General features: G+C 36.9%; 11 protein-coding genes. 4 read left to right on the top strand and 7 right to left on the bottom strand.

Annotated features, from left to right (window positions below; all coding sequences use genetic code 11):
• Positions 1-4: 4 nt before the first annotated feature.
• Positions 5-1,828, top strand: a complete 1,824-nt coding sequence (locus C9J29_RS01610; protein ID WP_089985293.1) for an oligopeptide ABC transporter substrate-binding protein — start codon at positions 5-7, stop codon at positions 1,826-1,828.
• Between the two features lie 161 nt (positions 1,829-1,989).
• Here C9J29_RS01610 and C9J29_RS01605 read toward each other — a convergent pair whose 3' ends face one another.
• The 7 genes from C9J29_RS01605 to C9J29_RS01575 form a co-directional block, all read right to left on the bottom strand.
• A complete protein-coding gene (locus C9J29_RS01605; RefSeq protein ID WP_089985295.1) occupies positions 1,990-2,916 on the bottom strand; it encodes an ABC transporter ATP-binding protein in 927 nt (308 codons plus the stop codon).
• Complete coding sequence (locus C9J29_RS01600) at positions 2,909-3,964, bottom strand: ABC transporter ATP-binding protein (protein WP_090001915.1); 1,056 nt, start codon at positions 3,962-3,964, stop codon at positions 2,909-2,911. Before C9J29_RS01600 ends, C9J29_RS01605 begins: the two co-directional genes overlap by 8 nt.
• A 13-nt stretch (positions 3,965-3,977) precedes the next feature.
• Entirely contained in the window at positions 3,978-4,898 is a 921-nt protein-coding gene (locus tag C9J29_RS01595; protein WP_008173799.1) for an ABC transporter permease, read from the bottom strand.
• Positions 4,898-5,827: an ABC transporter permease gene (locus C9J29_RS01590; protein ID WP_043989660.1), complete on the bottom strand. Its 930-nt coding sequence runs from the start codon at positions 5,825-5,827 to the stop codon at positions 4,898-4,900. Before C9J29_RS01590 ends, C9J29_RS01595 begins: the two co-directional genes overlap by 1 nt.
• Positions 5,828-5,959: 132 nt before the next feature.
• Positions 5,960-7,621: a peptide ABC transporter substrate-binding protein gene (locus C9J29_RS01585; RefSeq protein ID WP_008173795.1), complete on the bottom strand. Its 1,662-nt coding sequence runs from the start codon at positions 7,619-7,621 to the stop codon at positions 5,960-5,962.
• Positions 7,622-8,533: 912 nt separating this feature from the next.
• Positions 8,534-10,219 (bottom strand): methyl-accepting chemotaxis protein, encoded by a 1,686-nt coding sequence (locus C9J29_RS01580; RefSeq protein ID WP_107921516.1) that lies wholly within the window; start codon positions 10,217-10,219, stop codon positions 8,534-8,536.
• A 252-nt stretch (positions 10,220-10,471) separates the two neighbouring features.
• Positions 10,472-12,166: an Rqc2 family fibronectin-binding protein gene (locus C9J29_RS01575; RefSeq protein WP_107921515.1), complete on the bottom strand. Its 1,695-nt coding sequence runs from the start codon at positions 12,164-12,166 to the stop codon at positions 10,472-10,474.
• A gap of 259 nt (positions 12,167-12,425) precedes the next feature.
• Between C9J29_RS01575 and C9J29_RS01570 the strand changes: the two genes are divergently transcribed.
• From C9J29_RS01570 to rpoZ, 3 genes are read left to right on the top strand one after another with little or no spacing between them, the layout of a single operon-like run.
• Complete coding sequence (locus C9J29_RS01570) at positions 12,426-13,301, top strand: YicC/YloC family endoribonuclease (protein WP_043989658.1); 876 nt, start codon at positions 12,426-12,428, stop codon at positions 13,299-13,301.
• Between the two features lie 43 nt (positions 13,302-13,344).
• Positions 13,345-13,962, top strand: coding sequence for a guanylate kinase (gene gmk, locus C9J29_RS01565; RefSeq protein WP_008173787.1), 618 nt, complete (start codon positions 13,345-13,347; stop codon positions 13,960-13,962).
• Positions 13,963-13,965: 3 nt separating this feature from the next.
• Positions 13,966-14,193, top strand: a complete 228-nt coding sequence (gene rpoZ / locus C9J29_RS01560) for a DNA-directed RNA polymerase subunit omega (RefSeq protein ID WP_008173785.1) — start codon at positions 13,966-13,968, stop codon at positions 14,191-14,193.
• Positions 14,194-14,276 lie beyond the last annotated feature (83 nt).

The following is a 14,276-nucleotide window of genomic DNA, read 5'->3' as shown; positions in this document are numbered from 1 at the left end:
ACACATGAAGAAGAATTGGTTATTTTTGTCCATTCTATTTGCATTCATGCTAGTTTTAGCAGCCTGCAGTGGTGGAGGCAATGGGTCTGAAAAAGGCACGGAAACTGGTAACACAGAAAAATCAGGTGAAACAGAAAAAGCAGGCGAATCAGAAGAAACGAAAGATTCATTATTACCAATGGAGGTAACAAATGAAGGAGACGCAATCCAAGGTGGTACATTACGCGTAGGACTTGTAACAAGCTCTCCATTCCAAGGTATTTTTAACTGGGAGCTATATGAGGATGCTTATGATTCAGAAATTTTAGCATTTGCTTCAAATGTGCTTTTTGAACAAGATGGGAACTTCCTTGTTACAGACAAAGGTATTGCAAAATTAGACGTTGATGCTGATGCAAAAACAGCAACTGTTACAATTCAAGGTGATTATAAATGGTCAGATGGTACACCTTTAACAGCTGATGATCTAATTTTCCCATATGAGCTAATTGGTCATCCAGATTATACAGGTGTTCGTTATGATGATGATTTTAAAAACATTGTAGGTGCAGAAGAATACCATAGTGGTAAAGCAGATACAATTTCTGGTATTACAAAAGTTGATGACAAGAGTATTAAAATCCAACTTAAAAAAGTGTCACCAGCTATTTACTCCATTGGTGACGGTTTATGGGCGTATGCAGAACCTAAACATCAATTAGAATCTATTCCAGTGAAAGACTTACTTGCATCAGATGCAGTGCGTAAAAATCCAGTAACACTTGGTGCATTTAAAATTGATAAAGTCGTAAATGGTGAGTCTGTACAGTTTGTAGCAAACGAACATTATTTTAAAGGTAAACCGAAAGTTGATAAAGTAGTACTTGAGGTTGTTCCACCAACTTCAATTGGTGAAGCACTAAGAACAGGGAAATATGATCTTGCAACATCATATCCAACTAATCAGTACGATAGTATTAAGGATCTACAAAACTTAGCGTTATTAGGTCGACCAGAATTATCATATTCTTATATCGGGTTTAAATTAGGAAAATATGATACAACAAATAAAGTAAACGTATTTGATGAAAAATCAAAAATGAATAGTATTGAATTACGTCAGGCTGTTGCGTTTGCAATGGATGTTGAAGGTGTTGCAGAAAAATTCTATCAAGGCTTACGTGAGCGTGGAAATTCTTTAATCCCACCAGTATTTACATCATTCTACGATGCAACATTAGAAGGCTATAATTATGATCCTGAAAAAGCCAAAGAATTATTAGATAAAGCTGGCTTTAAAGATGTTGACGGTGATGGCATTCGTGAAGATAAAGATGGGAAGAAATTCTCTATTCGCTTAGCTTCAATGGCTGGTTCAGAAACAGATGAAGCAATTGTTGAATATTTCCGTCAAAACTGGAAAGAAGTAGGATTAGACGTACAATTAACTACTGGTCGTCTTATCGAGTTCAACGCATTCTATGATAAAGTTCAAGCAGATGATCCTGAAATCGATATGTATCAAGCTGCATGGGGAACTGGAACAAATCCATCTCCAAAAGGATTATATGGTGAAGGTGCTGAATTTAACTTTAGCCGTTATGTATCTCCTGAATTAACAAAATTATTAGACGCCATTGACTCAGAAGAGGCTATGGATCAAGATACACGTACAAAAGCATTTAGAGCATGGCAAGAATATATGAGCGAAAAAGCAATGGTAGTGCCGACTTTCTTCCGTACAGAAGTTATACCTGTTAATAAACGCGTGAAAAACTATAATGTGGAATATGGAAATTCTACAGAACTGCAAGATATTGAATTAACAGCAGATGCTCCAATAAAATAATTGGTATCGAAGAAGCAGTCTTTCTTGATAGAAGAAAGGCTGTTTTTTTCAAAAAAAGAAGTGTATCTGGCTTAAAATAAGTTAAAAGGGGAAAAGGCATTAATATCCCAATTAAAAATCCATCCATTGGAAATCACCAATGGATGGATATACAGTTAGTTTTATCGATTATTAACCCAAGTTTTAACTAAATCAGCAGTGCCATATACATAGTGTTGGTCGCCTACTTCATGATACGATGCAGTTTCGTCAACTTCAGTATGCTTGTACGGAATACGTTGACGACGTTTCTCTGACATTGGGTCAGGAAGTGGGATTGCTGATAATAAAGATTTTGTATACGGGTGAACAGGATGATTGTAAATATCATCTGCTTTACCTATTTCCATGATTTTACCGCGGTACATAACAGCAATACGGTCACTGATGTATTTTACCATCGAAAGGTCATGGGCAATGAAAAGATATGTTAAGCCACGTTCTTTTTGAAGTTGTTTTAGTAAGTTAACAACCTGAGCCTGGATCGATACGTCAAGCGCAGAAATTGGCTCATCGGCAATGATAAATTTAGGATCTAAGCTTAGCGCACGTGCAATCCCAATACGTTGGCGTTGACCACCAGAGAATTCATGTGCGTAACGATTCGCGTGCTCTTTGTTTAAACCAACAGCTTCAAGTAGCTCTTGAATTTTTGCACGACGTTCATTTTTCTCCTTGTAAAGGCCATGGATATCAAAGGCTTCACCAATGATTTCACCAGCTGTCATACGAGGATTTAAAGAAGCGTAAGGATCTTGGAAAATCATTTGCATTTGGCGGTTAAAATTCTTTAACTCATTTTTAGATTTTTTTCCATGAACATTTTCCCCATCGAAAATAATCTCGCCACCTGTAATATCATATAAACGAATGATTGAACGACCCGTTGTTGACTTTCCGCAACCTGATTCGCCTACAAGACCAAGTGTTTCACCTTCATAAACATCGAAGCTAATACCATCTACGGCTTTGATTGGATTACTTGGTGATCCAAAATGCTGCTTTAAGTTTTTAATTTCAAGAATTTTTTTAGCACCAGTTTTAGTCATTTTCTTGTGCCTCCTTTGCTAAATACCCTTCAATACGTTTAGCAACTGCTTCAGGAAGAGGAATCTTTGGTGCATCAGGATGCAATAACCACGTTTTTGCAAAATGCGTTTCACTCACTTGGAACATTGGTGGTTCTTGTTCATAATCAATGGCCATTGCGAACTCGTTACGTGCTGCAAATGCATCCCCTTTAGGTGGGTTCGTAAGATCTGGTGGTGAACCAGGAATCGTGCGCAATAACTCATCCGTATCATTATCTAGATCAGGCATAGAACCTAGTAGACCCCATGTGTATGGGTGCTTTGGATTATAGAAAATATCATTAACAGTACCATACTCCACGATTTGTCCAGCGTACATTACGGCTACACGATCTGCAATGTTCGCCACAACACCTAAATCGTGTGTAATGAAAATGATAGATGTTTTCGAGTTCTTTTGAATTTCCTTCATTAGCTCTAAAATTTGTGCTTGAATGGTAACATCTAGAGCTGTTGTTGGCTCATCGGCAATCAATAGCTTAGGATCAGCCGCCAGGGCGATCGCAATAACCACACGTTGACGCATACCACCTGAAAACTCATGTGGATATTGATTATAGCGTTTCTCAGGGAAGGGGATACCTACCTGTGTTAAAAGCTCGATGGCACGGTTTTTTGCATCTACTTTAGAAACTTTTCTATGTTGCAAAATTACTTCAGTTATTTGACGTCCGACCTTCATAGTTGGATTCAAACTTGTCATTGGATCTTGGAAAATCATCGCAATTTCATTTCCGCGTACTTTAGACATTTCTTTATCAGTTAACGGAACTAAATCACGGCCATTAAATAAAATTTGTCCTGACTCATAAATACCAGGTGGCTGCGGAATTAGTTTCATTAATGCATTACTCGTAACACTCTTACCCGAACCTGATTCACCAACTATAGCTAGTGTTTCACCTTCCTTTAAATCAAAGTTAACACCACGTACAGCATGAACAAGCCCAGCATAAGTTTTAAAGTTAATTTTTAAATCTTTTACTTCAAGAATTGTTTTACTCATTTCGGCCACCTCCTTATTTACGTAGTTTTGGATCTAGAGCATCACGTAAGCCGTCACCAACTGCGTTAAACGCAAAGATTGTTAGTGAGATAAATACTGCTGGGAAAATCAAGCGCCATGGTGCATTAGCTATAGCCTTATTACCGTCAGAAGCCATTGTACCCCATGAAGCAGTTGGAGCAGGAACCCCAAGACCAAGATAACTTAAGAATGACTCAGTGAAGATAGCCGATGGGATTGTTAAAGTCATCGTTACTAAAATGGCACCAAGAGCATTCGGAACTAAGTGTTTAATAATTAAATGTCCTGTACTTGCACCTAATGTACGGGCAGCAAGAACGTATTCTTGATTTTTAATAGATAATACTTCACCACGAACGATACGTGCCATATTAATCCATCCAGTGATAGATAAGGCAATAATCATAGGGAATAAACCTGGTTGCATAACAACTAAAAGTACGATTACTACTAAAAGGTAGGGTACAGCTGTTAAAACGTCAGCAATACGCATCATAATATTATCAACGCGACCGCCTGATAAACCTGAAATACTTCCCCAAATAACACCGATAATTAAGTCAATAACCGCCGCAGCAATTCCGATAAATAGGGAAATACGAGCTCCTTCCCAAATACGAACGAAAATGTCACGACCTAGATCATCTGTTCCAAACCAAAATTGTGCAGATGGTGGTGCATTGTATACACCAAGCTGATCACTTGCTTTATATTGAGATAAAATTGGTACAAAAATTGCCATTAAAATGACAACGATTAAAATAATTATACCGATAATGGCCAATTTATTATGAGAGAAACGGAGAAATACTTCTTTCCAAAAGGAGACTGATTTATCAGCTAATTTTTCCGTTGCTTCATGATTGCCACCAACAATTTTAAACTTATCTTTTTCAATTTGTTGCTGTGTCATTATTTTTTCGCTCCTTTCAGCTTGATACGCGGATCAATTACGCTATATAGAATATCAACGATTAATACCGCAAATAAAAGGATGATGGAATAGAACACTGTCGTACCCATAATTACCGTATAGTCACGGTTTGTAATACTTTGAACGAAGTGTTTACCAAGTCCAGGAATAGCGAAAATTTGCTCTACAATGAAACTACCTGTAACAACCCCAGCTGTTAAAGGACCAATGTACGTTACAACTGGTAATAGGGCATTTCGTAATGTATGGCGGAATACGATTGTCCATTTACCAATACCTTTCGCACGAGCCATTTTTACATATTCACTATTGTTTTGTTCTAGCATACTTGAACGAGTTAACTTTGCAATAAAGCCCATGTGTGAGAAAGCGATTGCAAGGGCTGGCAATATACTATAAACAAAGCCTTTCCATCCACTGATTGGGAACCAACCTAGCTTAAAGGCTAAGAAATACTGCATTAAACCTGCTAAGATAAATGAAGGTACTGATATACCGAGCACCGCAAAGGACGTTGCCAAATAATCCGGGAACTTATTATGATATAGCGCGGAAACTACGCCAATTAAAACACCGAATCCAATTGCTAATAGCATAGCCTCAATCCCTAATGTTAAAGAAACAGGGAAACTTTCAGAAATCATATCATTTGTAGAACGCGCTTTATATTTCATTGACTCACCGAAATTGAAAGTGGCCGTATCGATTAAATAATCTTTATATTGTATATACCAAGGGTTATTTAATCCATACGTTTCGTTTAACTTCTCCTCGATTTGAGGTGGGAAATTACGTTCACTCGCAAAAGGACTACCAGGAGCGAGACGCATTAAGAAAAACGTAACAGTTACGATGACGAAAAGCGCGAGAAGTATATACATCAGCCTTTTCAAAATATATTTAATCACATAAAACTCCTCCTTCTATTTGTCAATTGTCTGACAAATATATGCCTTCGTATTTTAAAAAGAGCTGACTCGCGCCGTAGGGGCTACGAGGCAGCTCTTCGCTGTAGAGCTAAATAAGCGAAATGTTGTTGATTATTTCTCTACTTTAACCTCTTTAAGAGAGATGTTACCAAGGATGTCTGCCTTCATGTCTTTCACATAATCTTGTACTACAGAAAGGTTCGTGTAGTAGTAAATTGGAACAACTGGGAACTCAGAAACAGCAATTGCTTCAGCTTGTTTTAAAAGCTCAAGACGTTTCGCTGGATCTGCTTCAGTATTAGATTGATCTAATAATTTTTTGTATTCTGCATTTTCCCAACCTGTATCATTGTTACCGTTTGCAGCAGTGTCATACATTTCTAAGAAAGTATAAGCATCATTGTAGTCACCAACCCAGCCCATACGGCCAACTTGGTAGTCTAATTGGTTAAGCTTTTCTAAATAAACTTGCCATTCAGAGTTATCAAGACCTACAGTGATACCAAGGTTTTTAGTCCAGTTCTCTTGAACGAATTGTGCGATAGCAGCGTGTGCTTCACTTGTGTTGTAAGAAAGGTTAATTTTTACATCTGCTGGGTTTGTAATACCAAGTTCTTTCATACCAGCTTCAAGTGCAGCTTTTGCACCTTCGATATCATTATCTTTGTAGTAACCACGGTCTTCCTCAAAGCCATGAACCGCAGTAGGAACCATACCTAATGCAGGTTTTTGTTCACCTTTAGTAACATTATCAATTAATCCTTGTCGATCAACTGCTAATGCTAACGCTTTACGGATGTTAGCGTTTCCAGTGATTTTATCTTTTGTATTTAGCTTGTACCAGTATACAGAAGCTTGGTCATTGATATTTAAAGATTTGTCAGCTTTAAATCCATCGATAGCATCAAGTGCTACAGATTGGAAAGGTGCTCCAAGGTAATCAATTTCGCCACCTTTGAACATTGTTACTGCTGTTGCTTCAGATTCAACCATACCGATATTAACAGTATCTAAAGCCACTTTATCAGCATCCCAGTATTCTGGGTTTTTCTTTAATACGATTGTATCGTTGTGTCTCCACTCACCTAATGTGAATGGACCGTTTGTTACAAAGTTTTCACCAGCATCTGTGTACCACTCATCATTACCTTCAACTACTTTTTGGTTTAATGGTGCGTATGTTTTGAATGCTGTTAATTCTAAGAAGTAAGGTGTTGGGTTTTCTAAAGTTACTACTAATGTTTTGTCATCTTCAGCTTTAACGCCTACGTCATCAGCAGAACCTTCACCATTGTTGTATGCTGCAGCACCTTTAATAGAGTAAAGGATTGAAGCATATTCAGAAAGATTGTCTGGGTTTAATGCCCATTTCCAAGCATATTCGAAGTCACCAGCAACTACTGGATCTCCGTTTGACCATTTCGCATCACGTAATTTGAACGTGTATGTTTTTAGATCTTCGCTAACTTCCCAGCTTTCAGCCGCAGCTGCAACTGGACGAGCGTCTGCATCAAGCGTTGTTAATCCTTCAAAAGTATTTGTAAGAATAACTCCAGAAGTTGTATCTGTTGCTAATGCAGGATGAAGTGATGGTGGTTCAGAAGCTACTACTACATTTAATTCGCCGCCTGAAGAAGCTGTTTCTGATGAACCAGAATCTTTTCCATCGTCTTTTGATTTTTCAGACGAATCTCCACCGAAGCCACATGCAGCAAGTACTAAAGAAAATACTGCAAGAACTGTTAGTAATAAAAACTTTTTGTTTTTATTCATGTGAATCCCCCTTATACAATTTTTAAGCCTTTTGTGAAGCTCCTATTTAATATACCAAAAAAATCATTGTGCACAAAATAAAAAAGATTCAAATTTATATAGTATTATCTGACAGTTAAGAGAATAATAAATTTTTCCGATTTACCACGCTAATGAAATAGAGTGCTTATGTAATAAAAATTTGATATTTACCTATTCTGAATATCAAAAATAGAATAAAAATAAAAAAATGATTTACTATATAGAAAATTCCTATTTTTTCGATAATAATATCAATATTTGAAAAATGATACAAAAGTCATAGATGTAATACTTTGAGGATATTGTATAGATTTGTAGAAAATCTAAGCAAAACTAAGTGAATTACATTCATTTGTAGGTAATTTCTTGTAATTTATGATCTCGAAATATGAATATTTCTATCTATTAATGATATATAAGAAACTTATTTTGTAATTTTCTAGGATTATCCAATTATGAAGTGTGAAAAGAAATAATAGAGTTAATCTATGAAAAAATGTACCCATACTAAGAAAAAAATGGATTTAATGAAAGATTGATTATGTTAAATATATTCTATTGAAATAATTTCCTTGGAATGAGGTTAGCTATGTATATATGCAATCAGGTTAAGTTTTATTCATTAAAGATGAAGTATATAAATACCTTGAATTCTGTACGCCCTTTGCTAATTTAATCCATTTTATTTGTAGTGTTTTTTTGAGGCTGTCATTTGTCTTACTGGCGAGGATTGATTATGCAAATAATTACTAAAAATCTGATTTTTTTAACGTTCAAGTTCTTTGCTAAATCTCCTGTTTGAGGTATTGTGCTTTGTCCTTCAGAAGATTTACATAACATAATGAATAAAAAATAGTGCATTCCAATATAAAGAATGCACCATTTGCTTCATTAAAGTTTAAACTGATTAATTTGATGCTGTAAATCTAAGGACTTTTCACTTAGATGTGCGGCAACTTGATTGATTTGTTGCATCGTGATTGTTTGTTCTTTGCTAGCAGCGGCCACTATTTGTGTACTATCTGAGCTAGTTGAAGCGCCGTGAGCAATTTCTGCGACAGAAGCAGCTACCTGTTCTGCGCTAGCTGAAATTTCCTCAGAAGTTGCTGATATATCTTCTATTTGATCTGTCATTCCATTGATGGCTTTCACGATTGCCTCAAATGCTTGTCCTGCATGTCCAATAATTTTGACGCCATCTGTAACCGAATGGAGGCCATCTAAAACAGCTTTCTCTACATTTTGCGTATCTTCTTGAATCTCCTGCGTTAAGGCAACAATTTGATTAGCCGATTGTTTAGATTCCTCAGCTAACTTACGAACCTCATCAGCGACAACCGCGAATCCTTTTCCATGCTCCCCAGCACGGGCTGCTTCAATGGCAGCGTTGAGTGCTAATAAATTAGTTTGATCGGTAATGGCTGTAATAACTGTAGTGATTTGGCTAATCTCTTCTGATTGTTTACTTAATTTTTGAACAAGATTATTTATTATTTGTGTTGAATCATTGATTACATTCATTTGTTGTTGAGCATTCTCTACGGTACTGTTCCCGTTTGTAGCTAATTCATTCGTTGTTACAGCACTGTGATGAAGTTGTTGCGTTGCTTCTGCTATACGTTGAACACCTACGGCTGTTTCATCCATTGCATGAGCACTTTCATTGGCAGCAACTGTGGCTGCTTTAGCAACATTGGCTGTTTCATTAATACGCACCGTTATTTCATCAGCTGAGGAAGTAATTTCCTCGGTAGAAGCAGAAAGTTCTTCTACTGATGCTGTTAAATGCTCAGCATTGTCTTGAATATGGGTTAATAAATTTTTCAGATTGCCTTTCATTGAATTAAAGGCCGTTGAAAGTTGACCGATTTCATCTTTAGAATGGTGAGTGACATCTTGATGGAATAATTCTCCGTTTGCAATTTGGTTTGCTGAATGGACTACCGATTTTAAAGGGCGAGAAATAGTTCGCTGTATATAAACCATCAGAATAATGCCAAGGACAACACCAATAATGATGGCAATAATTGAAATGATTTGAGAGTTGAACACAGCTTGTTTAGATTCTTGTGTAACCGTTTCGAGTTGTCCCTTTTGATAGTTCGCAATTTTATTGGATATATCTTGGATGCCTTTATTAGCTTGCTGCACTTCACCATTAACCTTTTGTAAAGCTCCTTCTAGGTTGCCTGCTTCAAAAAGTGCGAGTGCCTCAGTAGCTGATTTATTAAAAGCATCATTAAACGTATTTAATTCGTTTGCATATGTATGCATTTCAGAGGAATTTGATTTTTCGTTGATTTCAGCTACTAGCTGATCGAGTAAATTTGCATGTTCTGTAAAACTTTCTTTATTCGCAGGATTGTCTTCGATAATAATGGCGCGGATAAATAGACCTTGCATGGCCATTTCAAATTGAATATCATCTGCTAATTCCACAAGGGCTACGTGAACTTCTAATGCATTTTCAATCTTTTTTTCTATGTTTGAAAATAGCATGAACATAATCATTAATGAAATGATTAACGTGAGAATAATGGTAAAGAAACCGAAACTTAATTTTTTGCCTACAGACATATTGATACGCCCTTTCCGAAATGCTATTCAATCTTTTATATTTTGATTTTGCTTTGCTAAAAGGTAGAAGTCAATAACTGTTGTAAGAAACAGTTCAGATGATTCATATGTTTTTTTATTGTTATTATAATAAGGAAGATTGTCTGTAAGAATCAATCAAGGTGTGGCTGTTTTCATTGATTTATAGTACGGATTACGTGCTATAAATTGAAAAAAAGAAAAAACCGAGAAAATTTATCTCGGTCTCTATCTTTACGACTGCTTTTTTAATTGTAATATGAGTGCCTCATCTGGATCGATATACAAAGTTTTTTGTTCGAAGTAAATCACAAAACCGGGTTTAGCCCCATTTGGTTTTTTGACCTGACGAATGTCAGTGTAATCGACTGGAACAGAAGAAGACTCTCTTGCCTTTGAAAAATAAGCAGCTAATGTGGCTGCTTCCCGTAGAGTTGTTTCATCGGGTTCACTAGAATGAATGACAACATGAGAGCCTGGAATATCCTTCGTGTGTAACCATATATCTGTGCGTTTTGCAATTTTAAATGTCAACATATCATTTTGCTTGTTGTTCTTGCCGACAGAGATGGCTATACCTGTGGAAGAAATATAGCGCTCGGGTTCAGGTTTCACAGGCTTTTTCTTTTTCTTAGAATGACGTAGCTTTAAGTAGCCCTGTTCGGCTAGTTCTTCACGAATTTCTTCAATATCTCCTGGTGATGCTTGCTGCACTTGTTGTGCCAGCATTTCAAAGTAAGTAATTTCTTCTTTTGTTTTTTCAAGTTGTTGTTGCACCATGATTAATGCATTTTTGGCCTTAGTATATTTTGTATAATAGCCTTGAGCATTTTCTATAGGTGTTTTACGCTCACTGACGGGGATCGTAATCTCCTCGCTATTTTCACTGTAGTAATTAATGACCGTTACTTCCTTGACACCCTTTTCAAAGGAGTAAATATTAGCCATTAACAGTTCACCATATAACTGAAATTGATCGAGCTTTGAGGCACGCACATAGTCCTTTGTTAGCTTTTTCGTTTTTAAAGCCAGTTTATCAATTTCATTTTGTAGCCATCTTTCTAAATCACCCGCTTGCTGCTTGACACGGTCCCGCTCCGCACGTGCAAAGAATACTCGATCAAGAAGCTCGTGAACATTCGGATATGCTGTCATATCTCCATGTAAGTGAGTTAATTCAATTGGTGAGAAGTAAGTTTTATGATCAGCCAATACATACATAGGGCTCGTTCCACCATTAGCAAAGCTGGCTATAACTTCCTTAAAGCATTGTACTCGATTGGATGCTGATGTCATGCGGTACAATAATTCCTCAGCATGAAGAGGTGAAAAGCCAGTAAATTGTGTCACAACATCTTTGGCATTTTTAGTTTCCACAAAAAATGTTGCTAGCTCTTCCTCTGTAACTAATAGAGGATTCCATTTATTTTGTGTTGGTGGAGCCAAGTAAGGCTGGCCAGGTAATACGGTACGAAAACTGTTTACAGATGGAGGTAAGTGCTTTAAACTATCAACAATTTTATTTTGCTCTTTATCAATTAAAAGTAGATTACTATGTCTACCCATAATTTCAGCATGTAGTTGTCTAACAATAGGGTCGCCAATTTCATTTTTACTTTCGATTTCTACTATTATAATACGGTCAAATCCAAGCTGTTTAACGGAGGAAATAAAACCACCCTCTAAATGCTTGCGCAGCAGCATACAAAACATAGGTGGTTCTGCTGGATTTTCAATCGATTGTTCCGTAAGATGCACTCGTGCATAAGAAGAATGAATAGAAAAAAGCAATTTATGATTTTTCCCGTTTGCACGAACATGTAAAATAACCTCTTGAGCGTTAGGTTGATGTATTTTAGTAATTCGACCTGTCACAAGCTGTTGTAGGTCGGCTGTTATTGAATAAGTAAATAAGCCGTCAAATGCCATATGAATTCCTCTTTCCAATGATAGCAAGCATCTTGGTACTTTCGTATTTTTTCTTTTTGCACTTGCTTTCGCTATTTCCAAGCTTCAGCAGAGCACTAATTGTATGTTTATCATAGCATTTTTTAGGCGAATATTAAAATATAGCTTCAATTGTGGTAGAATTAGCTCTTATTCGATCCAATTTTTTTTGGAGATTCGTCATATTCGATAGAGCTTATGTTATAATATTCCCAGTATGCAAAGAAAGGTGTGACGAACCTTGGTGCGTAGTATGACTGGTTTTGGCAGAGGTGTCACAACAACTAGAGACTTTCAATTAACCGTAGAAATGCGCTCGGTCAACCATCGCTTTTTAGAAATTAACGCTAAATTTCCGAAAGAATGGCTTGAAGCTGAAATTTTTGCAAAGAAATTTATTTCTCAAGCTTTGTCACGCGGCAAAATTGATGTGATGGTATATGTGAAGGACTTAGAAAATGTAGAGCAATCTATAGAGATTAATTGGTCATTAATTGAAGCGTATCGTAAGGCAAAAGAGCAATTAGCAAGTAAAGTACCACTAGAGGAAAAATGGACGATGCAGGAGCTTTTATCGTTAGAGCAAGCACTCGTACAGCAAAAACCACAATTAACACCTGAGGATTTACTTAGTGCTGTTGAACATGCGATTTCACAAGCGATAAAACAGCTCGTACTTATGCGTGAGCGTGAGGGGCAAGAATTGCAGGAAGTTGTTGTACAATATAAGGAACAGTTAAAAGAACAAGTGAACCAAATACGTTCATGTTCATCTCTTGCTGTTGAAAAATATCGTACACGATTAGTAGAACGGATTGCAGAGGTTGCAGATGGAACTTTGTTAGATGACCGTTTACTAGCAGAAGTAGCGATTTTTGCAGAACGCGTTGACATTTCTGAGGAATTAGACAGATTGGATAGTCATTTTAATCAATTGGAAGAAACGTTACATGAAACGATTTCAGTTGGACGAAAATTAGACTTTTTAATGCAGGAGATTCATCGTGAAATCAATACGATTGGCTCGAAAAATCAATCTACAGAAGCAGCGGTTGCTGTTGTTCAGGCGAAAACAATTTTAGAAAAGATGCGTGAGCAAGTTCAAAATATCGAATAACTTGCACGTGTCTGTTATAAATTAAGGGAGATATAGAGAATAAATGATAAAAGAACGTGGATTATTAATTGTTCTGTCTGGCCCATCTGGTGTAGGTAAAGGGACAGTGCGAAAAGAATTATTTTCTCAGCCGAATACGAATTATGAGTATTCCATCTCGATGACGACACGAAATCCTCGCGAAGGTGAAATCGATGGTGTAGACTATTTTTTCAAGAAACGTGAAGACTTTGAAACGTTAATTGAACAGGGTGGCTTATTAGAGCATGCTGAATTTGTAGGAAACTACTATGGTACACCATTAGCCTACGTGAATGAAACACTGGATGCAGGTCGCGATGTGTTTTTAGAAATAGAAGTGCAGGGTGCAGCGCAGATTCGTAAAAAAGCACCAGATGCCTTATTTATTTTCTTAGCCCCTCCAAGTTTAACTGAATTAAAAGATCGTTTAGTTGGACGTGGGACGGAAACAGAGGACATCATAGCAAAACGTATTGCTACAGCAAGTGAAGAGCTTGAAATGATGAGCTTATACGATTATGTTGTAGAGAATGATGAAGTGACAAATGCCTGTGATCGTATTAATGCGATTATTAAAGCAGAGCATTGCCGTAGAGAACGTGTTGAAAAAAGATATTTGTCAATGTTGAGAGGAGAATAAACAATGTTATACCCATCAGTAGATGCTTTAAAAAAAGAAATCGATTCAAAATATTCACTAGTGAGCCTTGCTTCAAAACGTGCTCGTCAAATGCAGGAAGAGCAAAATACAGAACGTTTACACAAGTACGTATCTCATAAATACGTAGGAAAAGCACTTGAAGAAGTAGCGGCAGGTGTACTTACGAAAGTATCACAGGATGAGTCAACTGTGTACGAAGACGAAATTTAACTTCAAGTTAGTCAGCAGTTGATTTGATTATACAGAATGCCGAGAGCTCCCAGGGAATCCTCCTTTGGGAGCTTATCATTTGA

Origin of the sequence: Lysinibacillus fusiformis (genome assembly GCF_003049525.1) — a bacterium.
GTDB lineage: Bacteria > Bacillota > Bacilli > Bacillales_A > Planococcaceae > Lysinibacillus > Lysinibacillus fusiformis.
Note: the sequence above shows the minus strand (reverse complement) of the source record. Positions and strands in the feature narration are given on the sequence as shown.